Origin of the sequence: Pontibacter aydingkolensis (assembly GCF_019443125.1) — a bacterium.
In the GTDB taxonomy this organism is placed as follows: domain Bacteria; phylum Bacteroidota; class Bacteroidia; order Cytophagales; family Hymenobacteraceae; genus Pontibacter; species Pontibacter aydingkolensis.
The window spans coordinates 15,301-38,055 of record NZ_JAHYXK010000015.1; the positions used below are offsets into that span (position 1 = coordinate 15,301).

Sequence of the window (22,755 nt, forward strand, 5' to 3'; positions counted from 1 at the left end):
CCCGGCAACCTGTGTTGCCGGGCTTTTGTTTTATATTGTATTTACTATATTTTTGAGTTTAAACTTCAATCTTTTTTATGAAAACAATTTTTACTCTTCTTTTTACATTTCTTACCTTTTTAGCATTTGCCCAGCAAAACTGGGTGCCTGGCACCTACACCACATTGCAAGGCGAAAAAGTTCAAGCACAGATAAACGACTTAAACTGGGACCGTAATCCTTTGCATATTGAAGTAAAAGTAAACTCAGCATCAGCAGTACAAAAACTAACAGTAAAAGATATTAAGGATTTTTCCTTATCCACAGGAGATAAGTATGAACGTTATATTGTAGATGTTGATAAGTCTCCAGTAGAGCTTAACCAACTGAAATTAGATGATCTGCCATTGATAGAGCGTGATACGGTGTTTCTGAAAACATTAGTAACAGGTAATGCGGAGCTATACTATTTAAAAGACGGTGCATCAAAAGAACATTATTTTTTGAAAACAGGAGATGAGACACCGTTGGAGCTGATTTATAAAGTTACACTTTTAGAGAATGAAAGCGGTACAAGTGTATCCAGAGTACCTATTTACAAAGGAATGCTTAGCGCAAAGCTCACTGCATGCAATGAAATATCGGAAAAGATTTCCAAGGTGCCGTTTAAGATGAATGCTTTAATGAGTTTAGTAGAAGATTACAACACATGCACAAGCGGCACAACAAACACATATACAGCTAAGAAGCAAGCAATAAAGCATAATATAGTAACACTTGCCGGAGGCACTTTTACTACACTTGACTTTACAGGTACCGATTATCCTAACTTGATTGGTAAAGATTTCAAGGGTACTAACTACACTGTTGGTGTTTCTCTTCTATCAACTTTGCCAAGGGCACGAGCCAAATGGGCTATTCGAAATGATCTGATGTTTAAGCCTTTGAAAGCTGAAAATAAGCATGAAACAGGCAATAACAGTGGACAGGAAAATTACACTAGCGTACATACTAAATTTGATATAGGTTATGCAGGATTGAATACATCAGTGCGTTACAACATTTTGGATGCATCCATAAAGCCATACGTTAGTCTTGGAGTTTCTTATAATTTAATGGTTTACAACAACAGTACTCAGGAAACCTACAGAAGATACTACGGTATAGAGAATACAAGACAAGAAGAACCGATGAAGGACTATGCCAAGCATGAGCCGGCTTTGTTTTTTAGCCTTGGGCTGAGTACAAAAAGAATATTGGCCGAAGGTAAGTTTGAAAAAGGAAGTGCTTTTTCTCCTTATGTTTATTTAGGATCGAGCCGAAGTACATTTGCTTTCCAAGTCGGCTACATTTTAAAGTAGTATTTAATTGATTATAAAGCTAATAGCTGTATTCCTTGTCAGGGTTATAAGTAGTCTGGTGAGACAAGATTTACTGACACAGTGTACTTTAAAAATTATATAAGTAGGAGGCCGGGAAGATAAATTTCCGGCCTCCTGTTTTTATGATGGTTTTGCTCTTTATATTTAGCAGTTTTTATACTTTAAAAAACCTATATATGAAGGCAACTTTTACCTTGTTTTTACTCTTAACCTGCACTTTGGCGTTTGGCCAGAAAAGTTTTGTGGCTGGTTACTACCTCACGCACACCGGCGATACCGTGCAGGCACACATCAACGACCAGAACTGGAAGAAGAACCCTTCTGTTATCGAAATCAGAAATGACCAGAACAGCTATGTGGTGCAGAAGTTGAATGTTACGGATATCCGTGGGTTTGCACTTTCTACGGGGGATGCGTTTGAGGCTTTTATTGTGGACCTTGAAAAATCTTCTGCTAAAGCGGATGAGATTGTTTTGCTGGGCAGTCAGCCAGTAGTTGTACGGGACACCGTATTTCTTCGTGCTATAGTGAAAGGGAATGTAAGCCTGTTTTACCTGAACGACCAGGATTCGCAGGAGCATTTCTTTATAAAAAAAGGAGAGGAGGCGCCGGTAGAACTGATATATAGAACAGTTCCGCAGCAGAATGGAGATAGGGTGGGGTATATGCAAGTGGCAATTTACAAAGGCATGCTTACTGCCAAGCTTACAGATTGCCCGGAAGTAGCCGGCAAGATTCCTGGCGTAAGCTTTAAGCTGACATCATTAAAAACCATTATAGAAAACTATAACCATTGTGTTAGCGGCACAAAAGGTGATTTCCAGGCAGCAGAAGAGAAAATGACGTTCCGCCTGGCTGGTAGTGGTGGATTAACTTATACTTCTTTGGCCATAAAAAACGATCCGGACAAATCAATTTCAGGAAAAGATTATAATGGCGTGAGTTATACTTTTGGTGTCTCGCTTATTTCTACGTTTCCGAGGCGTAAGGGTAGAAGCTCTCTGCTAACTGAAATTATGTATAAACCCCTTAAAGCTAGCGGAACAGGCAAGGAAGTGAACAGCTTTTCGGAAGAGGTTTATAAGACAACTACCACAACTTTTGACATGGCGTATGTAGGCGTTAATATTTTAGGGCGCTACATAGTGGCTGATACCAAACTCAGACCATACATTATGGCCGGGATGGGGCACAATCTGTTAGTATCAAACAAAAGCCGACAGGTAATTTATAACCGATTCTATGATGAGGAAACCACTACTGAAAAAAAGATGAATACCGATGATCTTCGTAAATATGAGCAATCATTACAGGTAGGTATAGGTGCCGAAATTAAAAACATTCTGGCCGAGCTGCGTTTCGAGAATGGAAATGGATTTTCTCCTGTGTCGGGTATAAAAACCATTAATAACTCTTTATCTTTCCGTGTAGGGTACATGCTAAAATAGACTTGGAATGATAAACTAAAAGGCTGGCTGATTCTCTTCAGCCAGCCTTTTTTTTTACTTTTACTGCTGCTGTGTAACCAGCTTTTCAGCTCTGTACACATTATCTGCAGCCTGCAGAATCTTGCCTTTCAGCTTTGGATTGTAGTTAGGCCGTTCCGCCAGAAACTGCCGGATAACAGCCGCAGCCGATGCGCTTTGATATGTGCTAAAGGTAGCTTGAAGCCAGTTAGTCGGGAAGAAGATATCGCCGGTCAATTGGATTTCCTCTACCAGTTCAAGGCTCTCACGCAGGTACTTTTCAGAAGTGTGGCTGCGCAAGGGGTGGTGCAGGTAACCAAGCGCCGAGGCTACCCAGGCTTCTTTTTCACGATTCTCTTCTTTTTTAAGCGAGGCGAAAAAAGCGTCGCGCACCTGTACATCAGCCGATAAAGCCGGCATCATGAACTGCAGTCTTTTCCGGCGGTCCGGGTTTTTAATGCGCTCCAGTTGGTTGTCAAGTATGGTATTGCCATCAGGGTATTCTCGAAGGGCCAGAGCCAGGGCCAGCGAAGTATAATCATCCTCTGTCAGCTTTACGCCATTAGGTGCTTGCTGCGTATTCCATACCTCGTACAGGCGTTTGGTAGCTTCCGGTGTCAGGGCAATATCCTGGTAGGCTTTGAAAAGAAGTTTCTTTGCATTGGCAGATTTTTGGTTCTGCATGGTTTGCCATAGCTCTTTTTCATAAAGCGAGGCTACCTCACTGCGCCTTTCAGTTGTCAGGAACCTCCAGTATACATCACCCAGGTAGTTGGTTAGCAGCCTGATGTTTAGCTCTTCTGTTTCTTTTGCAGCCATTGTTGCTGTAAAGTGCAGCAACAGGTCAGGGTTTACGTTCCCTGCCAGCATATTTTCATACAGGTTGATATATGCTGAAGCACGCATAACAGGATCTTTTAGCCCTGCAATGGATAACAGTTTCCTTTCAAGCGATCCATGTTTTTGTTCGATAGGGAACAGTCCATACCCTTGCCCTGACGAGTTGAAGAGTATAAAATCAGGTTGCTCCTTGCCTATGGCTTCTTTTAAGTCTACCTGCTGGGCAGCCATGTTTACTGTCAGTTCTTCTACACGGTCAGGGTATACCAGCGCGACTTCAAAATACTGCGGCCAAAGCCTGTCAGAGACGTCTTCACCTTTCTGCGAAATTGTAAATGAGGTTATTTTATTTTCAGCTGTTTTAAGTTCGTAGTTAAACTGTGGTCTACCGGTTTCGTTTACCCAGACCTGGTTCCATGCCTGCAGATCAGCAGGTGTTCGTGCATCCAGAATTTCGATAAGCTGTGGCCATGTGGCGTTGCTGTTGGCATACGTTTTCAAGTATTCCCTAAGTCCGTCTTTAAAATCAGCTTCTCCCATCAAGCGTTCTAACTGGCGCATCATAATAGGTGCTTTATGGTAAATAATATTGCCATACAAGGTGCCGGCATCCTGCAGGTTTTCCAGTTTCTGGCGTATTGGGTTAGCGCCAGCAGTACGGTCTACGCCGTAAGCAGCCGGAAAATGAGAAAGCAGGAATTTCAGGTCGTAGTTTGAGTCTGCCATGGTAACCTGAGATATCTTGTCGGCCATAAAGTTGGCGAACACCTCTTTCATCCACACATCGTTAAACCACTGCATCGTTACCAAATCGCCAAACCACATGTGTGCCGTTTCGTGGGCAATCAGGTTGGCGCGTGATACACGTTGGTCTTTGGTGGCGCCTTCGTCCAGGAAAAGGGTAGAAGCCTTATAATCGATGGCTCCCACATGCTCCATGCCGCCGTACTGGAAATCGGGTATGGCTATAAAATCGAACTTCTGGAAAGGGTAGGGGATCTTTGTGTAGTCCTCCATAAAAGACAGTGCATCGGCGTGTATCTTAAAGATAGGATCTATACTTAGCTTTAGTTTGCTGCTGTCTGTTTCGCGGTGGTAGAAATTCATGGGCCTGCCAGCTTCAGTGCGCGTAACCAGGTCAAAATCGCCGGCTACAAACGAAAACAGATAAGTGCTAATGGTATCGGACTCCTGGAAGCGGTAACTTTTCTGGTCATCCTTTGCTATTATATCCTGCAGGGGAGCATTGGCAAGAGCTTTCCAGTTGCGCGGTATACTTAACGTTAAGGTAAAAGTAGCTTTCAGGTCGGGCTGGTCGAACACCGGGAAAACGGTACGTGCCCTGTCAGGCACCAGCAAAGTATAAAGGTAATCGTCGTTGCGGTTAAGCGACATGTTACCGGCAATAAAGTCAATTTCAATTTTGTTCTCACCTACTTTCAGGTATTTTTTGTCGATCAGGATATGCTCGTTCTGGAAGGTAATAGGTATAGTCCTGCCATTGGCTTTTATACTTTTGATGTTACTTTCCTGCTCCTTAAAATCGATTTGCAGCGGTTGCTCATTCCTGGCTAGTGTAAGCGTAATTACCTCTGATGCTGCAATCGGGTCACTTTTTTGGGGTGGTATGGTTAAATGCAGGTTGTAATTTATCTTGCTAATCACTTTTTTGCGATACACGGCCAGTTGCTGCGACACGCCTGACTCGATGGCAAGAACATTAGATTGCGTGGCCGTCTGGCTACAGGATACAGCGGCTAAAAGTGAAAGAGATAAAGCGCAGGTTTTAAGGGTATATGAGGTGATTTGTTTCATGCAGGTTAGTTTGTGCTATATGTAAAGATAAGCATTGCAGGGGATATATGGTAGGGGAGATGGGTTATAGTTCAGTATCCAACCACCCCTGCCCCTCCTTAACCAAGGAGGGGCAGGGGTGACACTAAGCGAAAGTATAAACACTATAGCATGTGCTTAACCTCCCTTCCACCAAGATCTTTTCAAGATGACAGATAAGGATTGCTTGGACTATGTTGATGGCAGTTGGTGCAGTAAGTAAAACTCCCCTCCTTGGTTAAGGAGGGGCAGGGGTGGTTGGACCCGGTGCTGCAGAACACAAAGAAAAAAAGGCGGCTGAAGTATACCCCAGCCGCCTTTTTATATTTCAAAGTATAAATACCTTAAGCAGGTACCATCATTTTTTCTTCGCGGTTCCAGTGACGGTGCTTTTTAATGGCAGCTATAAACTTCTCCGCAAATTCGTCTGCATCAGCATCGTTGCCGGCTGTTACCACACCTTTGTGTTCTTTTACATCACGTGATGTTGGCTCTGCATAAACATACCCTCCAATAGAGGTTTTCTGAAGCAATTCAATTCCATGTCCGGAGGTGGCAATGGTTTTGTGGTGCTTAAAGGCCTCGTTTATAAAGTGTAGCGCATCGCCTTCCCGCATCAGGGTATGTATACTTTCTTTGCCGTCCGGAATATAAACAGCATCATACATAATAGAACCTGTGGTTACATGGCTTTTGTCCGTTTCTACCATCTCGCCATTGCTGGCTTTTTTCATGCCATGTAACTTAGAAATTATCTTTACCATGGCGCCTGCGTCTGTAAGCGCCTGTTTTACCTGCATCAGTTCGTTGTAGTCGAAACCGTTTTCTACAAGTATGGCCACTTTTCTCGATTTTACAGTTTCAATCTTGTTCCGCTCCATACTTACTGCCGGCGACTCCTTCACAGATTTGCCATTTTTCATTTGTTTCGAAGCCTCGTTATCCTCGTAGTGGCCCGTAGACTCCTGATCAAAGTTTTCATGTACTTCTACACCAACGCCTGCTGCCACCATTTTGGCAAAGTTCATATCTATTTTAGAGAAGTGGCCTACCATGCGCTGGCGTATCTCTTTAGATTCTACCTTGCCTAACTCGAAGTGTGCAGCCTCTACAATGTGCTTTTGCTCTACCTCTGTCATAGAGTTCCAGAACAAGGTTGCCTGGCTGTAGTGGTCGTTAAAGCTCTGGCTGCGGGCGCGTATCTTGTGGCCTTCCACTTTTTCCATGTAGTGCACAAAGGCACCCTGGTTTTCGGGGGCCATCATTGGGCAACCGCCGCCGATAGAGTTAGGCCAATAGTTTGCCTTGCCCTTGTTTATAGTCTGGCGCATAAAGCCTGCTTCCTGGTTGTTATGGACCGGGGCAAGAGGGCGGTTAATGGGCACCTCGGCAAAGTTGGCGCTGCTAAAGCGGTTTATCTGTGTATCGAGGTAAGAGAAAAGGCGGCCTTGCAACAGTGGGTCGTTTGTTACATCAATGCCCGGCACCAGGTTGCCCGGATGGAATGCTACCTGCTCTGTTTCTGCAAAGAAGTTATCGGGGTTGCGGTTCAGCACCATTTTTCCAATTGGTTTGCGCGGCACCAGTTCTTCCGGTATTATCTTGGTGGCATCCAGCAGGTCGAAGTCAAATTTAAATTCATCTTCTTCCTCAACAATCTGCACACTTAATTCAAATTCAGGGTAGTTGCCACTATCAATCGCTTCCCACAGGTCACGACGGAGCCAATCCGGGTCTTTACCAGCTAGTTTCTGAGCTTCGTCCCATACCAGCGAGTGCGCCCCAAGTGTAGAGCGCCAATGAAACTTAACAAAACGGGCTTTACCTTCTTCGTTAATAAAACGGAAAGTATGAACACCAAACCCATCCATCATTCTAAAGCTGCGCGGTAAGGCTCTGTCAGATAATACCCACATAATCATGTGGTTTATCTCCGGCATCAGCGAGGCAAAATCCCAGAAGGTGTCGTGCGCAGCAGAAGCCTGCGGCATCTCGTTGTCGGGGTCTGGTTTAATAGAGTGCACCAGGTCTGCGAATTTGTTTGCATCCTGTATAAAGAACACTGGCATGTTGTTGCCAACCAGGTCATAGTTGCCTTCTTCGGTGTAAAACTTAGTGGCAAAGCCCCGCACATCGCGTACTGTATCAGCAGAGCCCCTGGAGCCCACTACAGTAGAAAAGCGCACAAAAACAGGCGTTTTTGTATTCGGGTCCGTCAGGAATTTGGCTTTGGTATACTTCTTCATGGAATCATCGTAGGCCTGGAAGTAGCCATGCGCACCTGAACCTCGGGCATGAACTACGCGCTCTGGAATATTCTCATGATCGAAGTGGGTCATTTTTTCACGGAAGTGGAAATCCTCCATTATGGTAGGCCCCCTTGATCCTGCTTTAAGCGAGTCGTCGGTGTGGTTAATGCGCAGTCCCTGATCCGTGGTCATGTAATGCCCCTCTTTTTCCTGGCGATACGGATCCAGTTGTTGCTTTTTACTGTCCTGACTTACAGTTCTGGCTTTGTCATTATTGGTGGGCTTGTTTTCGCTTTCGTTTTTCTTCATGGGTTTTTTATAGCTTGTAAATGAAACAGTTGATCAAAGGACCTGAAGTATAAAAGTATATTCTGGTAGCACCGCTCTTGTGTTTTATACTTAGAACACTGCCTATATTTCAAAGCAGTACGCATGTATTAGTGTATTGTTGAATTATTTGCAGGAATTAATACATTAAAATGGGGTTAAAATTGACTTCTTTTCAGATGTATGCAGGTGTGTGTAACTAGGAATGTAAGCAGTGAGGTAGTTTTGATGGGGTTTTTTCTGAAGTATAAGACTATATTGCTATGCCTGGCTCAATAGTATTATAGAGGTATGCATGGAAGCATTAAAGATGGGTTGATTTATATTTCCTATTGTAGCCGTAACAAAAGTATAAACTGCTTGTGCAGTAGTATTAGTAGCAGTAGATAATTATATTTTCAGGTCTAAACCCTGAGCAACTCCTTTGTTAGCTGATCAGCTCCCGTCTTCCAAACCTGAACTCGTCTTCTTTCAGGAAATACTCCCCGCATCGCTGGAGTATGATCAGGTTATCGATTGTAATCTCCCAGTCGAAGTTATACTGGCACAGGTAAGAGAGCAAGGGGCCTAAAACCTCCGGGCTTGTATCGCCGAGGGCCAGGGTAATATGGGGCAGCCACATGTTTTTATTGTAGTAAACGCCCATTTCGGTACTCATTTCTGAAATGTCTTTGTGCAGTCGCTCATGCAGGCGGTTAAGCGGGGGAGTTCGGAGCACCGGGATATAGACCACCGGTTTTTCACCCGGAAATATTCCCAACCCTGTAGTTCTTACGGTAAACTGCTCGGTTTCGTAACTGGCCATGTCCAGGTACTGTTTCAGTTCCTCCATGTCTACTACCTCGGCAGTAAGTAAAGTTAAATGCGGATAGGGAGTAATTTTGACACCATTCAGTCCGAATTTCTTCTCTAAATACTCCGTGAGCTCATTAACCCGTTCAGAAGTCTTTTTATCTAAAAGCGAAGCAATTGCGATCATAAGGAAAGGCTTTTAGTACCTGTGGCCATCAGTAAAAAAACGATGTAAAAGTATAAATGTTTAAATCAATAAGCGATATAGTTTTGTCGCGATGAATCAGAAAGGCTTATACTACAAACAGCTAATAAAGTTATCGGGACACCATATTACACTTTATTTTTAAAGTTGCCACAGAGGTGCAGCACTTTTTCTCTTTGCGCTATGTTTTTATCTCACGGCCAAAAATAAGTACCTTTGTATTCTAATTTCCCGCTATAGCACATGATCTCCATCAATAACCTGAATTTTCACTTTGGCAGCCGCCCTATGTACGAGGATGCCAACCTGCACATTAAGCCTAAAGACAAGATTGGCCTCATCGGTTTGAACGGAACCGGAAAGTCTACGCTGCTGCGCATAATTGTAGGGGAGTATAAGCCCGATGGAGGCAGCATACAAATGAGCAAGGAAACCACCATCGGTTTCCTGAACCAGGATTTGCTGAGCTACGAAACACACGAAAGTATACTTGCTGTGGCCATGCAGGCCTTTGATGAGGCCATGAGCCTGCAAAAAGAGATTGACAGGGTACTGGTAGAGTTTGAAAATAACTTCCATGATAACCTGGTAGATAAACTGGCAGCCTTGCAGGAGCGATTTGAGGCACTGGGCGGCTATACCATGCAGGCAGAGGCAGAAGCGATTCTGGAGGGGCTTGGCTTTACTACAGAAGAACTGCAGCAGCCGCTAGCATCGTTTTCGGGTGGCTGGCGCATGCGTGTGATGCTGGCTAAAATCCTGTTGCAGAAACCCTCCTTGCTTTTACTTGATGAGCCTACCAACCACCTCGATCTACCTTCCATTAAATGGCTGGAGACTTACCTGGAGCGTTTCGAAGGTGCAGTCGTGATCGTGTCGCATGACCGTGAATTTCTGGATAAGACTACCAACATGATTGTGGAGGTAGCCAACGCGAAGCTAAACGTATATGCCGGTAACTATAGCTTTTATGTTGAGGAAAAGGCATTGCGAAATGAAATTCAGAAAGGCGCTTACGAAAACCAGCAGGCACACATCCGGCAGACAGAACGCTTTATAGAACGCTTTAAGGCAAAGGCCACTAAGGCCAAGCAGGCCCAGAGCCGAATGAAGCAACTTGACAGGATGGAGCGCATTGAAGATGTAGCCCCTGATGCCGCTAAAGTAAATTTCAGCTTTAAGTTTAACACACACCCTGGCCGCCACATACTGCGCCTCGAGCACATGAGCAAGGCCTACGGCGATAAAGTTATTTTCAGAGACACAAATGTACATGTGGAGCGCGGCGATAAGATTGCTTTGATCGGTGGTAACGGTAAAGGTAAATCTACGCTGCTGCGCATAATTGCCGGCACTGAGCCTATTAAAGGCAAGCGCGAACTGGGGCATAACGTGATCATGTCGTTTTACGCGCAGCACCAACTAGAGTCGCTTAACGTGGACAACGAGATGCTGCAGGAGATGCAACAAGCCGGGTCAAAGAAAACGGAGATGGAATTGCGCACGCTGCTGGGCTCTTTCCTCTTTACCGGCGATGATGTGTTCAAAAAGATCAAAGTACTTTCGGGTGGCGAGAAATCAAGGGTTGCGCTGGCGAAAACGCTTATTTCAGAAGCCAATTTCCTGATGCTCGATGAACCTACCAACCACTTGGACATGCAATCGGTAAATATTCTAATACAGGCCTTGGAGCAGTATGAGGGAACGTTTATCATCATCTCTCACGACAGGTATTTTGTAGAGAACGTGGCTACCAAGATATGGTACATTGAGGATTACCAGCTGAAAGAGTACCCGGGCACTTACCATGAATATGAAGCCTTCCAGGAGAAGCGTGAAAAAGACACTAAAAAAGAGTCAGCTCCTGCACCTGAAAGCAAGCAGAACAATCAGCCAAAGCAGACTAAAGAGAAAAGCGAATATACACGGCTAAATAACCAGCTGAAGCAGGTAAATAAGCAACTAAGCGAAGTAGAAAACCAGGTGCAGCAGCTGGAGGCAAAGTTAGCAGACCACGAAAACGAGATGGCCGACCCGAAAGTATACAGCGATGTAGCGCTGCTGCAGGAGGTAACCGCAAAGTTTGACAAGGTAAAGGTGGAGCTTGATAAGGCCCAGGAGAAGTGGGAAGAGCTGATGCTGGAGGTTGAGGACCTGGAAGCGAAACTGGCTGAGTAATTATAACCCGAAAGTATAAAAAGTATAAAGAACCCCGGTGCAGATGTGCCGGGGTTCTTGTTTTTAATCGGGAGTGGAGTTTATACTTTAACCTTATCTTTTCCATAGCAAACAAGACGCAAAGGATTGGGTCTCTACAGTTGTATAAGCTTGTAGGGACAGGTCGCGACCCAATGCCGTCAACTTAAGCATTTAAGTATGTATGTTGTCATTTCGAACAGCGTGAGAAATCTATCCAGAATTAGTGCAGAAGGAATTTTATAAAGATCTCTCCTTTCGTCGAGATGACAGCTTTTTCTTTGACGGCATTGGGTCGCGACCTGTCCGCATGATGGCTGCAGCTATGATACTTCTACTTTGCCTGAAGTAGCAGCAGAGATTCCCCTCTTGAGGGCAGGTTCGTTTTATTCTTTCATTTTGCCCCCGCTCGCGTCCTGGTAGTGTGTGTGAGCCGTGTGGTTGTCGCTTAATCTCTCTTCAACCATAAGTAATCAGGATAATTAGTTCTCCAGTTTAACGATAAGACCCTCATCCCCCTGTATTTCTATACTTTTCTGAAGTCCTTGTTCCTTGCGATTCTGATGTGTGGAAAGTATGATCTTGCCAGAGTAGCTGTTATGTGGTGTATCAAACGTACAGGCCTTGCTGCTGAGGTTTAATATGATAAGGTACCTAGTTTCTTCATGTTCCCGGAGGTAGGCAAGGAGAGGGGCATCTACAGAAACGGGATTATAATTGCCAATTTTAAGAGCTGGTTCGCTTTGCCGCAGTTGTATCAGTTGCCGGTGCAACAAGATCATGGAGTCTTCTTTTTCCTTCTGAGCAGCTACGTTTACCTCTTCGTAGTTATCGGCCAGTGGCAACCAAGGCTCTCCGCTGGAAAATCCTGCGTTCTTACTGTTATCCCACTGCATAGGAGTGCGCTCAGGGTCGCGGCTCAGGTTTTTGCCAGGCATGTTAAGCCCCTGTGGGTCCTGCACCTGGTCTTCAGGAATTGGTACATTCTGCATGCCCAGTTCATCGCCATAGTATATAGTAGGTGTACCGCACAGCGTAAGCAGCAGCATAGCGGCAGTTCTGGCCTGCGCTGCGCCAACCCGGCTCGCAATACGCTTTTGGTCGTGGTTGCCCAGCACCCAGTTAGGCCAGCCGCCTTCCGGCAGGGCACCTTCGTACTCATCAATGTTTGCTTTCAGTTTTGTGGCGTCCCAGTCCAGGTTTACCAGCGTGAAGTTAAAAGGCAGGTGAGCTCCCTGGTTATCTTCACCATAATAGGTCACCAACCGGTGTATGGGCAGGTAAATCTCCCCTATAATAACCCGTTCATTATATTTATCTGTTAATGCGCGCATCTGTGCTACAATATCATGCACTTCGGGTTGGTCTGTGGAGTAGGAAGGCAGTAGTTGCTCGTAGGTTGCCTGTTCTTCCTTATACTCGGGGTTTGGCGGGTTGTCACGCAACTGCTCGTCTTTGATCATGTGCCACATCACATCCACTCTGAATCCGTCCACGCCTTTATCAAGCCAGAAACGCATCACATCGTACATGGCCTGCTGCAGTTTCGGGTTACGCCAGTTAAGGTCGGGTTGCTCTTTTAAAAATGCATGGTAATAGTACTGTCCGGTTTTCTCGTCCCATTCCCAGGCGCTGCCCCCAAATACAGACAGCCAGTTATTAGGTTCGCTGCCGTCTTCTTTTGGGTCTTGCCAGATGTACCAGTCGCGCTTCGGGTTATCTTTGGATGATCTGGACTCCTGGAACCAGGGGTGTTGGTCTGAGCTATGGTTGGGCACCAGGTCAAGTATAAGCTTCATGTCCCGTTTGTGCACCTCCTTCAGTAATTGGTCAAAGTCATCCATGGTTCCGAACAGGGGATGAATGCCGCAATAGTCGGAGATGTCGTAGCCAAAGTCAGCCATTGGAGAAGGGTAGATCGGAGATATCCATACTGCTGTAACGCCAAGCCATTTCAGGTGGTCCAGCCGGCTGATGATCCCTTTCAGGTCGCCTACGCCATCGCCATCACTGTCTTGGAAAGAGCGTGGATAAACCTGGTAAATTATTCCTGTTTGCCACCATAAGTACTGTTGCTGGGCCATAGTTTATTCTTTTTTAAGCATTGATCATACAGTAGTTTCGTGTGTACGGTGCAGGGCTTTTGAAGATACGGCAAGTGTGCATTGAATCCATGTTCTTATACAACGCGGGGATGCAGGTGCTAGTAATCAACTTTGTGATTATGGTATAACAAATAAAATATGTAACTATTGTTGTATATTAAAACTTGCATATATTTGTAGTCTCTTCACATAGCTCATTTTTATACCTGTAATTATTTATTTGGGGATAGATATAGCACAGGCTATTTAACTGGCTTTAAGGCTAAAAGGCAGTTGAGTATGTTTGATTAAACGCAGGTATGCAGTGCAGAGGAAACATTATAAACAAACAACCAGATTATAAATGAAAGCAACTCTACTTAAAACCACTGCATTTATCATTATGCTTGCAGCCACCGTTTCATGCCAGCAGGGGGCTTGTCCTGCTTATGGTAAAACTGTAAATAAGCCAATGCAGAAAACTACTTTCCTGTCAGATGCTGCTCCAAAAGGGAGGTACTAAATCAGCATCTCATACTTTAGTAAATGCAAAAGCGCCATACTCCTTTAGTATGGCGCTTTTGCTTTCAATGTAGTTTAATTCAAGTACTGTGCGATGTATCGTAAGGTGAAATATGTTATCAAGATCCCATTCATCCTTTCAGAAATATAAACTAAAAATTCTGGAAAAGAGAATGAGCATACTTTACCCAGTCTTGACTGGCCGATGGTTTATGGGTTGGTTCAATACCTATATACTCATACTTGGAGTTGACGGTATACTTTGTAGTAGTGCATCTTAGTACATATTTACCGCAGGGGTAGTTGTTTCCATTACGTTTCCGTAGCCAATATACCTTAGGAGTTTTCGCCAACCGTAATAACTTTGTCACTTTGCCTGGCATAAGTAATCATGCCTTCGGCTGAGCTGGCAGTGTTCCGGTTAAATAAAACAGCTATTTTTTCAGGGTAAGCAGTGGTACTGTCGAGCTTCCAGGTGTTAACGGCATTTTCTACTTGTGGAATAAAGGTGTATGGCTGCGCTTGCTTCATTCTTTCAATTAAGGTACTGCTTTTGCCCTGCGACTGCTCTTCGTAACGTTTTATGTTATCCGGAGAAGTCCATACTTCAACATTGTCCACTGTAAGCGGCTATGTGTACAAGTAGGGCAACAGTTTAAAATATCGACGCTCATCGCCACCGCCATTATTACGCAGGTCAATTATCAAGAAGGGTTTGCTGTTCAGATCGCTTGCAATAGATTCATAAAAGGCATTCAGTTCGTCTATCAATCCACGGTCAAAAGAGCTTAGCCTGATATAGTTTGTCTCCTTGTCAAGTGCTTTAAACTCGTAAGGCTTTTCGGGTTGCTCATTTTTTTGATCAGGCTTATAGAAATTAAACTGTGGAATTCTGCCCTCCTTTACCTTAACTATACTCCTGTGGGTTATTTTTCATCTTCTGAAAGGCCGGGCTGTTCTGCTCGTAGTATACTTTTACAAATGTGAACGCTGAGGAGCAATCGCAATCCTGGGACACGGCTATATTGCATACCAGCGGCAACACCATCAATAGAGGTAATTTCATAGTTTTAATGGTAGTTTTGTCTGGTTTAAGATCATTAAAACTAGTTGCTATTCACTTTTAAGCGACACAACAGGATTAGTCAGGGAGGCTTTGATAGCTTGCGAACTCATGGTGATAATGGCAATAATAAGTGTAACCACACCGGCAAGTATAAATGGCCAATAATCCAGAGTGATGCGGTATGTGAAGTCCTGCAGCCACTTATTCATGAGGTAATAAGCAATTGGTACGGCAAGTATAAAGGCTATCAAAACCAGCTTTACAAACTCTTTGGAGAACAGCACCGTGATATTGAACATCGAGGCACCCAGTACTTTGCGAATTCCTACTTCTTTTGTGCGCTGCGCTGCCATAAAGGCAACTAAACCGTACAGCCCAAGGCAGCCAATAAAGATGGCGATGATGGAGAATATCTTGAAGAGCTTGTTCTGGCGTGCTTCATCCTGATAGAAGCGTTCAATTGTCTCGTCCAGAAACTCGTAATCAAACACATCATCCGGGTATGTTTTGTTCCAGACCTTCTCCAGGTGTTGCAGTGCTTCCTGTTTGTTGGCCATGTCTATTTTAGCAGACAAAAACCAGTAGTTATCCGGACGGGCCAGTATAATAGCCGGGTCAATCGGGTCTCTCAGCGAATTTTGATGGAAGTCCTCTACTACGCCTATAATGTAGCCTTTTACTTCGCCATTACCCAAAGCAATGGTTTTGTTTATTGCCTCAGCCGGACTCTCAATGCCAAGTTTGCGGCGCATGGTTTCGTTGATAACATACGCAGCAGAGTCGCTGTCTTTGTAATGGCGACCAGCAAGCACCTTCATGTCATACAGTTCAAGGTAGTTCTCATCTGCCATCTTATAGTTTGCATGGAAAGGCACATCCTCGCTGGAATTATTAAACTTAAAATTACCGGTAAAAGTGAAGTTAGCAGAAGGCGGCGAAGAAGCCAGACTGATTTTTTTAACCGCTGGGTGGTTAGCCAGTTCCTGTCGCATAGGCATCAGCTTTTTACCCTCGCCTGTAGGTAAAAACACTGTTACGACGGCTTCCTTATCAAAACCAAGCGATTTGCTTTTAAAGAATTCCATTTGCTCGTTTACAAGTATAGTGCAGATAATAAGCACCTGGCAAATGGTAAACTGCAGCACCACTAGCGCACTGCGCAGCGAAAGGCCAGCTACTTTTTGGGTGTTAATGCGGCTCTTTAGCGCAGCAATCGGCTGGAATCGTGCCATAATCAGAGCAGGGTATATGCCTGCAAATAGTGTTACCAGAAGCACTTGCGCCACCAGGAAGAACAGCAATACAGGATCCTGAAGTACAGTGAAGGTAATTTCAAGTTCCAGCAACTCGTTCAGGTATGGAAGTGCGAGCTCCGCTAGCACAACTGAAAGAAGTGTAGCAGTAAGTGTGATCAGGAATGTCTCTCCCAGAAACTGTAGCATCAATTGTAACTGGCTGCTGCCCATTACTTTTCGTACTCCTACTTCGCGGGCACGTTTAATGGCCTGTGCCGTAGCCAGATTCACGAAGTTGATACATGCCACTATTACCATAAATATACCAACCAGTGCCATAGACCAGATTACCTCTCGTGATACTGTTCGGTTGCTGTAGTTGCTTAGCTCTGCATTAAAGTGTATATCTTTAAGTGGCTGCAGGCTATATGCTTCCTTGGGAAGGTTTGCACTTTTGTCCGGAATGTGGTTTACTAAAAGGTTATTAAGCTCTGCGGTAGCCTCTTTTTCTGTTTTACTCTCAGGCAATACGGCATAAAGCTGATGTGTACTAGATAAAGTGTTCCACGATTTAGCGTCCCCGTAAGGTGAGTAGTCTATAAAAGATTTATAAGATATAAACATGCTAAACGGAAGGTCAGTGTTATTTGGCAAATCAGGTATCACCCCTGTTACTTTCAGTGTTAGCTTGTTGTTAAACTTGATCAGGCGGCCAAGTGGATTTTTGCCATCGAAATACTTTGTGGCTAAGGTTTCAGTAAGTATAACATTATTCGGTTCCGAAAGGCTGGCTACCGCACTCTGGTTACCTGTTTCAAAATCAAAGATGTCGAAGAACTCTGGCTCTACAAATCCAATATGCGCCTCTTCTCTAAAGCGTTTAATGGAATTTCCGTCGTCACCCAGCACATTTATCTGACCGCCTTCCTCGCCATGCGTTTGTGTAATCTGCTCAAAACCCAGGTTTTTGTTAGTGCGCAACAGGTCTGCCAGCGGATAGTGTGCAGCAGAGCTCTTTTCTTCACCTTCGCGGTAGCTCGAGATGGTAGTGGCCCTGTAAATTCTGTCCGCTTTGCTGTGGAAGGAATCGTAACTGAGCTCATACTTTATTACCAGGAAAAGCAGAATACTGCAGGTAATCCCCAGCGTAAGTCCGGCGATATTAAGTATACTGTAGCTTTTATTTCTAAGGATTGAGCGCGAGGCTGTCAGGAAATACATCTTAAACATAGTGCGGTAACTTTTGGTGTGAGAAATTAAAGCGCTAAGGCTGCGCTGGTGGCATGTATGCGTTCTGTAATCACTTGTCCGTCCAGCAGGTTGATTATGCGGTGTGCGTATTCAGCATCGGAAGGAGAGTGCGTTACCATTACAATCGTCGCACCGTCCTCGTTTAGCTCCGAGAGCAAAGTCATCACCTCACGTCCATGTTGCGAATCCAGGTTACCGGTTGGCTCGTCGGCAAGTATAAGACTTGGGCGCCCAACAACTGCACGGGCAATAGCCACACGCTGCTGCTGCCCACCTGATAATTGTTGCGGAAAATGGTTGCGGCGGTGCGCTATGCCCACTCTCTCCAGCGCAGCGTCCACGCGCTGCTTTATCTCATTTTTAGGTAGGCCTTGATAGAAAAGCGGCAGCTCCACATTTTCGTGCACTGTAAGCTCGTCAATCAGGTTAAAACTCTGGAAAATGAAGCCAAGGTTTTCTTTGCGCAGGTTAGCGCGATGACGTTCGGTTGCACTGGCTATTTCGGTACCCATAAATTTCAGGCTTCCGGCAGTGGGGGCATCCAGCATACCAAGCATGTTTAGCAAAGTAGATTTGCCGCACCCCGACGGTCCCATAATGGCTACAAATTCGCCTTTGCCAACCTGTATGTTTACACCTGCCAGCGCAGTTGTTTCCACGGTGTCGGTAACATACTTCTTCTGCAAATTAACTGTTTCGATAACGGATTTTTTCATAGTGTTAGGTTGTACTAGTGGTCAGTTTAAGTTTGGGTGTTCTGTTGTTTTTAAAGCCTGGATGTTTTCATACTTGCCAAGCGCTATGCCAAAAGTATAAATGTTAGTTTTTGGAAAGTATAGGCATTCTATCAAGCTATACCCTGTCCATGGGCGGACAAAAAGTGTCCATGCATGGACACGGTGGTGAACACTTTTGTCCTAAAAAAGCTATATTTAACCAAATAAAGGGCTGGCATAGTATTTTCCTTTTAGAATTCACCCATTCACTTAATCACTCATACAAAACTGGTTTATGGAAGAAAAGAACCTTGGTCGTATTCTGGTCATCGATGATAATGAAGATATACTTTTCTCGGCGAAGATGCTGCTGAAGAACTATGCCAGGGAAGTGGTGATGGAGAAGAATCCGAAGAAGATCCCGTTCCTGATGAACAACGAAGACTTCGACCTGATCATGCTGGATATGAACTTCAGCCACGACATAACCAGCGGCCAGGAAGGGTTTTACTGGTTAAAGGAGATACTGAATTACGACCCATCAGCAGTAGTGATTATGATTACCGCTTTTGGCGATGTGGAGATGGCTGTGCGAGCCCTGAAGGAAGGCGCAACCGACTTCGTACTAAAGCCCTGGCAAAACGAAAAACTGGTGGCCACACTTTCTGCGGCCTCTAAGCTGCGTAAATCTTACAAAGAGGTCAGCCACTTAAAAGAAGTAAACCGCACACTAGCCAGCCAGGTTAACGCTCCCCAACCAGACATTATACAAGGCCAGAGCCCAGCCATGCGCCAGCTTTTCTCTATCATAGACAAAGTAGCCAGAACAGATGCCGATGTATTACTGCTGGGCGAGAACGGAACCGGAAAGGAAGTAATAGCCCGTACCATACACCAGCGCTCCACACGGGCCGATAAGGTTTTTGTAAGCGTAGACATGGGTGCCCTGACAGAATCGTTGTTCGAGAGTGAGCTGTTCGGCCATAAGAAAGGCGCTTTTACCGATGCCAAAGAAGACCGCATAGGCAGAATAGAGGCAGCTGATGGCGGAACGTTGTTCCTCGATGAAATTGGCAACTTGTCGCTGGCGATGCAGGCTAAATTGCTTACCGTTTTGCAGCGCCGCGAAGTAATTCGCGTGGGCACCAACAAACCCATTCCGGTAAACGTGCGCCTGATCTGCGCTACCAACATGCCCCTGAAAGAAATGGTGCAACGCAGCGAATTCAGGCAGGACCTGCTGTACCGTATTAACACCGTAGAACTGAACCTGCCACCTTTGCGCAACCGTGCGGAGGATATTCCTTTGTTTGCCGAGCATTTTCTGGCAACTTATGCCCACAAGTATAAACAACCAGTAAAACGGCTTGGGACAGCAGCGCTTGAGCGCTTAAAAAGGTACAACTGGCCCGGAAACATCCGTGAATTACAACATGCCCTGGAGCGTGCCTCTATCATGAGCGATAACAGGGAATTGGAGTCGGATGATTTCTTTTTCCTGGCTGAGACGGAAGCTACTCAAGGTCCTCCTCAACTGGAAGCCCAAAGCCTGGACCTAGACGATCTGGAGCGGGAGGCAGTACAACTGGCTATGCAAAAACACGAAGGCAATGTTTCGAAAGCAGCCAAAGAGTTAGGCTTGTCAAGAGGTGCACTTTACCGCAGACTGGAAAAGTATGAGCTTTAACAATTACAGGCTCCAGCTTTTGTTCAGGGTGATGCTGCTGGCCATAACCATATACTTTTTTGCCCGCATAAACTTCGATCCATTTTACCGTGGTACCTACATCGCATTGGGTGTTGCAATACTTGTGCAGGTATGGCTACTGGTGCTTTTGCAAGACCGTACAAACAAACTGTTTCTGCGCTTTCTGAACTCAGTAAAATACGATGATTTTACTGAGCTTTTCAAGGTAAGCGCAGAAGGTAAAAGGCAGCGTGAACTATCTCTAAAGCTAAACGAGGTAATGCATAAGTTTCGGGAGGTGCGGGCCGAGAAAGAAGCGCACCTACAGTACTTCGAGATGATCGTGCAGCACATCGGCATCGGCATCATCAGCTACAAACCCGACGGTACGATCATGTTGCTAAACCACGCTGCCAAAAAACTACTGAAGGTTGGCCAGTTGCAGCAGGTGCAGGAACTCGAAACAGAAAGTCCGGAACTGGCCCAGGGTCTGCAACTGCTCGAACACAACGGTAAAATGCTGGTGCCTTTAAAGCATGGCGCCGACCAGGTAAACCTCTCGGTACATGTAATGGAGCTTTCCATACTGGGTGATAGAATCAGGCTGGCTTCTTTGCAGAACATACAAAAGGAACTGGAGGAGAAAGAGATGGAGGCCTGGCACAACCTGATAAAGGTGCTCACCCACGAGATCATGAACTCAGTAACACCAATTGCCTCCTTGTCTGCAAGCGCCTACGAAGAATTAAACAGCTACACCGATACCGAGGCAGACGAGATCACGATGCTGAAGGATGAACTGGTAGATGTAAGCCAATGCCTGCACACGATCAGCAGACGCTCTGACGGGCTGATTAAGTTTGTGAACGACTTCCGTAACCTTACCGCAATCTCGTTGCCGCAGCTAAGCAGGTTTAGCGTAAACGAGATGCTGATGGAAATGAAGACACTCATGCGTGAGCAGCTTGCCCAGAAACATGTGAAGCTTCAGGTTGATGTACCCCAGGACAGGCTGTTGTTATCTGCAGACAGTTCTATGATTGAGCAGGTGCTCATCAACCTTATAAAAAATGCTATAGAAGCGGTGCAGGAGCAGCCAGAACCAAAGATCATACTTCGGGCTTACCACGACGAGCGCAGCCGCATTAGCATAGAGGTTGCCGACAACGGTACCGGCATGACGCAGGAAGCTCAAACGAAGATATTTATTCCATTCTACTCTACTAAAAAGACAGGTTCTGGTATCGGCCTCAGTTTATCACGCCAGATCATGCGTCTGCACAAAGGCTCCATTTCGGTACAATCGGAGTTAGGCAAAGGTACCAGGTTTACACTTCGGTTTTAGTGTCGTTATGGGTTGTTCGTTGTTGGTTATTCGTTGTTCGAGATGTAGAGACGCAATACCTTGCGTCTTGTTTGCCGCAGTAATAAACCTTCCTTGGCGCAGCGGTGACTTGTGACTCTGCATGATGGGAAGTCTTCAGACTTTAGTGAGCCATACTTTATACTTTAAATATCAGCCTTAGTATAAATCCGCGATGACCTCACAGCGTCTTCCTGACCTGTGAGCGTCTTGTTTCAACGAAGCAAAGGCTACTGGCACAGCCACTCACAGGTTTTTAAAACACTGTGAGGTCTTCTGAGCAAGCCTTCTTACACTTATGAAAAAAACGAAAAATATTGTGTCTCTACAATCACCAACAACGAACAACAAAACCTTTACCTGCCTTTATCCATATACTTTAACTCTTAACTTTTAACTTAAGTCTGCCATGAGTGTTTTAGAAGAAGAAGGTTTTGTAACGGTAGTCGCCAGCAACAGTGCTCCTATGGTTGCGCGTATCACGGCTGGTTCTGACAGGATGGTGATAGACGAGTCGGGGGTGGCAATGGATTTGAAGCCCGGTGCCGACCCATATGATTATATTCTCAGCGGCTTGGGTGCCTGTACAGTAATAACGCTGCATATGTATGCGCAACGCAAAGGTTGGCCCCTGGAAAAAGCGGAAGTGAAACTGCGCCACGAACGGATACATGCCAGCGACTGCGAACAGTGTGAAGACGAAAATGCCAGACTTACCCAAGTCACCAAACACCTGCGGCTGTATGGAGATTTAACTGAAGAGCAGCGCAAAAGGCTTGAAGATATCTCAGCGAGATGCCCCGTGCAAAAAACACTGGTGGCTGGTATGAAAGTTAAGACCGTACTGGAAACTGAAGTATAGTTTATACTTTTGCTGGTTTTGTGTGTGGTAAGCTAAAGTATGCCTTTAACATATGAGAACCAACTTTAGGAGCAACACAAGCCACCTCCGACACCGCTACCAGGAAAGCTATCTTATCAAACATGTTGCGGTTGAAAAGCTTTACCAGCGGCAACATGGATTTTACTACTCCAAAAGGCACCAATGGTATCTTACCTTTGTGGCCCGCTGCCTGACAGGCAATGCGAATCAGCTCCAGCCTGGAGTACATTTTTTGTCCGCCCAAAGGTATGATCTCCGATGGCTGCCCTATACTTTGCACAGCTACCTGTGCCAGATCACCTTTATAAATGGGGTTTGTCAGTTTATCCCCAACGCCTAAAGAGCCAATCTGTCCTTTTCGGGCCATACTTACCTCTTCTTCAAAAGCAGAAAAAAGGGCAGTAGGCTCCAGTATAGTATAGGCTAAGCCAGAGGCTTTTAATGTATCAGCAAAAGCAGCATAGGCTTTAAAGTAGGCAAGGTGTGGGTTTTGGGCTACACTATATGCCTAAGTATAAATAAACTGCATTATGCCGGCGCGTTGTGCTTCCTGCAGAAGATTGTTGTTTGCAGTAAAATCACTATCATAAAAACTGCTCTTGCTTTTGTCTGTCAGGCTGATGCTTTTAACCAGGGCAGTGATAACCACATCTATACTTTCGCGGCAGCCAATCAGGGT

At 45.2% G+C, this 22,755-nt stretch carries 17 protein-coding genes; 7 read left to right on the plus strand and 10 right to left on the minus strand.

Features of this window, described 5'->3' with window-relative positions; translation table 11 throughout:
• The first annotated feature begins 77 nt into the window (after positions 1 to 77).
• Together K0O23_RS15375 and K0O23_RS15380 are read left to right on the plus strand one after the other, a co-directional pair.
• The gene (locus K0O23_RS15375; RefSeq protein WP_219878333.1) at positions 78 to 1,340 is read left to right on the plus strand and encodes a hypothetical protein; all 1,263 of its coding nucleotides are present in this window, start codon (positions 78 to 80) and stop codon (positions 1,338 to 1,340) included.
• A 197-nt stretch (positions 1,341 to 1,537) separates the two neighbouring features.
• On the plus strand, positions 1,538 to 2,809 hold the full coding sequence (locus K0O23_RS15380; RefSeq protein ID WP_219878334.1) for an outer membrane beta-barrel protein: 1,272 nt from the start codon (positions 1,538 to 1,540) through the stop codon (positions 2,807 to 2,809).
• A gap of 60 nt (positions 2,810 to 2,869) precedes the next feature.
• Here K0O23_RS15380 and K0O23_RS15385 read toward each other — a convergent pair whose 3' ends face one another.
• From K0O23_RS15385 to K0O23_RS15395, 3 genes are all read right to left on the minus strand, one after another.
• Positions 2,870 to 5,482 (minus strand): M1 family metallopeptidase, encoded by a 2,613-nt coding sequence (locus K0O23_RS15385; protein ID WP_219878335.1) that lies wholly within the window; start codon positions 5,480 to 5,482, stop codon positions 2,870 to 2,872.
• Positions 5,483 to 5,844: 362 nt separating this feature from the next.
• Positions 5,845 to 8,058 carry a catalase gene (locus K0O23_RS15390; protein WP_219878336.1) on the minus strand — a complete coding sequence of 738 codons (2,214 nt, stop codon included), beginning with the start codon at positions 8,056 to 8,058 and terminating at the stop codon, positions 5,845 to 5,847.
• 445 nt (positions 8,059 to 8,503) lie between these two features.
• Positions 8,504 to 9,055, minus strand: a complete 552-nt coding sequence (locus K0O23_RS15395) for a 2'-5' RNA ligase family protein (protein ID WP_219878337.1) — start codon at positions 9,053 to 9,055, stop codon at positions 8,504 to 8,506.
• Positions 9,056 to 9,316: 261 nt separating this feature from the next.
• Here K0O23_RS15395 and K0O23_RS15400 point away from each other — a divergent pair, with 261 nt between their 5' ends.
• The gene (locus tag K0O23_RS15400) at positions 9,317 to 11,251 is read left to right on the plus strand and encodes an ABC-F family ATP-binding cassette domain-containing protein (RefSeq protein WP_219878338.1); all 1,935 of its coding nucleotides are present in this window, start codon (positions 9,317 to 9,319) and stop codon (positions 11,249 to 11,251) included.
• Positions 11,252 to 11,751: 500 nt separating this feature from the next.
• Here the strand turns inward: K0O23_RS15400 and K0O23_RS15405 are convergent, their stop codons facing one another.
• Positions 11,752 to 13,353 (minus strand): alpha-amylase family glycosyl hydrolase, encoded by a 1,602-nt coding sequence (locus K0O23_RS15405; protein ID WP_219878339.1) that lies wholly within the window; start codon positions 13,351 to 13,353, stop codon positions 11,752 to 11,754.
• A gap of 364 nt (positions 13,354 to 13,717) precedes the next feature.
• Here K0O23_RS15405 and K0O23_RS15410 point away from each other — a divergent pair, with 364 nt between their 5' ends.
• On the plus strand, positions 13,718 to 13,876 hold the full coding sequence (locus K0O23_RS15410) for a hypothetical protein (protein WP_219878340.1): 159 nt from the start codon (positions 13,718 to 13,720) through the stop codon (positions 13,874 to 13,876).
• Between the two features lie 335 nt (positions 13,877 to 14,211).
• Here the strand turns inward: K0O23_RS15410 and K0O23_RS20525 are convergent, their stop codons facing one another.
• Genes K0O23_RS20525 through K0O23_RS15435 form a run of 5 tightly spaced genes read right to left on the minus strand, consistent with a single transcriptional unit; the run spans position 14,212 to position 18,143 of the window.
• Positions 14,212 to 14,496 carry a S41 family peptidase gene (locus K0O23_RS20525; RefSeq protein ID WP_219878341.1) on the minus strand — a complete coding sequence of 95 codons (285 nt, stop codon included), beginning with the start codon at positions 14,494 to 14,496 and terminating at the stop codon, positions 14,212 to 14,214.
• Between the two features lie 9 nt (positions 14,497 to 14,505).
• On the minus strand, positions 14,506 to 14,805 hold the full coding sequence (locus tag K0O23_RS20530) for a S41 family peptidase (RefSeq protein ID WP_354353605.1): 300 nt from the start codon (positions 14,803 to 14,805) through the stop codon (positions 14,506 to 14,508).
• On the minus strand, positions 14,783 to 14,941 hold the full coding sequence (locus K0O23_RS15425) for a hypothetical protein (protein ID WP_219878343.1): 159 nt from the start codon (positions 14,939 to 14,941) through the stop codon (positions 14,783 to 14,785). Before K0O23_RS15425 ends, K0O23_RS20530 begins: the two co-directional genes overlap by 23 nt.
• Before the next feature lie 47 nt (positions 14,942 to 14,988).
• The gene (locus K0O23_RS15430) at positions 14,989 to 17,406 is read right to left on the minus strand and encodes an ABC transporter permease (protein ID WP_219878344.1); all 2,418 of its coding nucleotides are present in this window, start codon (positions 17,404 to 17,406) and stop codon (positions 14,989 to 14,991) included.
• 26 nt (positions 17,407 to 17,432) lie between these two features.
• A complete protein-coding gene (locus K0O23_RS15435; protein WP_219878345.1) occupies positions 17,433 to 18,143 on the minus strand; it encodes an ABC transporter ATP-binding protein in 711 nt (236 codons plus the stop codon).
• 295 nt (positions 18,144 to 18,438) lie between these two features.
• Here K0O23_RS15435 and K0O23_RS15440 point away from each other — a divergent pair, with 295 nt between their 5' ends.
• The 3 genes from K0O23_RS15440 (at position 18,439) to K0O23_RS15450 (ending at position 22,055) form a co-directional block, all read left to right on the plus strand.
• Positions 18,439 to 19,830 (plus strand): sigma-54-dependent transcriptional regulator, encoded by a 1,392-nt coding sequence (locus tag K0O23_RS15440; RefSeq protein WP_219878346.1) that lies wholly within the window; start codon positions 18,439 to 18,441, stop codon positions 19,828 to 19,830.
• Entirely contained in the window at positions 19,820 to 21,175 is a 1,356-nt protein-coding gene (locus K0O23_RS15445) for a sensor histidine kinase (RefSeq protein WP_219878347.1), read from the plus strand. Before K0O23_RS15440 ends, K0O23_RS15445 begins: the two co-directional genes overlap by 11 nt.
• A gap of 427 nt (positions 21,176 to 21,602) precedes the next feature.
• A complete protein-coding gene (locus tag K0O23_RS15450; protein ID WP_219878348.1) occupies positions 21,603 to 22,055 on the plus strand; it encodes an OsmC family protein in 453 nt (150 codons plus the stop codon).
• A 1-nt stretch (position 22,056) separates the two neighbouring features.
• On the opposite strand, the gene K0O23_RS20205 is transcribed toward K0O23_RS15450, so the two are convergent.
• Entirely contained in the window at positions 22,057 to 22,443 is a 387-nt protein-coding gene (locus K0O23_RS20205; protein WP_246597148.1) for a Rossmann-fold NAD(P)-binding domain-containing protein, read from the minus strand.
• Positions 22,444 to 22,755 lie beyond the last annotated feature (312 nt).

Excerpts from the sequence above, each read along its gene's own strand:
- K0O23_RS15430 (WP_219878344.1), bottom strand. The coding sequence starts at position 17,406 with ATGTTTAAGATGTATTTCCTGACAGCCTCGCGCTCAATCCTTAGAAAT.
- K0O23_RS15375 (WP_219878333.1), top strand. The coding sequence starts at position 78 with ATGAAAACAATTTTTACTCTTCTTTTTACATTTCTTACCTTTTTAGCA.
- K0O23_RS15405 (WP_219878339.1), bottom strand. The coding sequence starts at position 13,353 with ATGGCCCAGCAACAGTACTTATGGTGGCAAACAGGAATAATTTACCAG.
- K0O23_RS15435 (WP_219878345.1), bottom strand. The coding sequence starts at position 18,143 with ATGAAAAAATCCGTTATCGAAACAGTTAATTTGCAGAAGAAGTATGTT.
- K0O23_RS15385 (WP_219878335.1), bottom strand. The coding sequence starts at position 5,482 with ATGAAACAAATCACCTCATATACCCTTAAAACCTGCGCTTTATCTCTT.
- K0O23_RS15410 (WP_219878340.1), top strand. The coding sequence starts at position 13,718 with ATGAAAGCAACTCTACTTAAAACCACTGCATTTATCATTATGCTTGCA.
- K0O23_RS15390 (WP_219878336.1), bottom strand. The coding sequence starts at position 8,058 with ATGAAGAAAAACGAAAGCGAAAACAAGCCCACCAATAATGACAAAGCC.
- K0O23_RS20205 (WP_246597148.1), bottom strand. The coding sequence starts at position 22,443 with ATGGCCCGAAAAGGACAGATTGGCTCTTTAGGCGTTGGGGATAAACTG.
- K0O23_RS15440 (WP_219878346.1), top strand. The coding sequence starts at position 18,439 with ATGGAAGAAAAGAACCTTGGTCGTATTCTGGTCATCGATGATAATGAA.
- K0O23_RS15380 (WP_219878334.1), top strand. The coding sequence starts at position 1,538 with ATGAAGGCAACTTTTACCTTGTTTTTACTCTTAACCTGCACTTTGGCG.
- K0O23_RS15400 (WP_219878338.1), top strand. The coding sequence starts at position 9,317 with ATGATCTCCATCAATAACCTGAATTTTCACTTTGGCAGCCGCCCTATG.
- K0O23_RS15450 (WP_219878348.1), top strand. The coding sequence starts at position 21,603 with ATGAGTGTTTTAGAAGAAGAAGGTTTTGTAACGGTAGTCGCCAGCAAC.
- K0O23_RS15445 (WP_219878347.1), top strand. The coding sequence starts at position 19,820 with ATGAGCTTTAACAATTACAGGCTCCAGCTTTTGTTCAGGGTGATGCTG.
- K0O23_RS15425 (WP_219878343.1), bottom strand. The coding sequence starts at position 14,941 with ATGAAATTACCTCTATTGATGGTGTTGCCGCTGGTATGCAATATAGCC.
- K0O23_RS15395 (WP_219878337.1), bottom strand. The coding sequence starts at position 9,055 with ATGATCGCAATTGCTTCGCTTTTAGATAAAAAGACTTCTGAACGGGTT.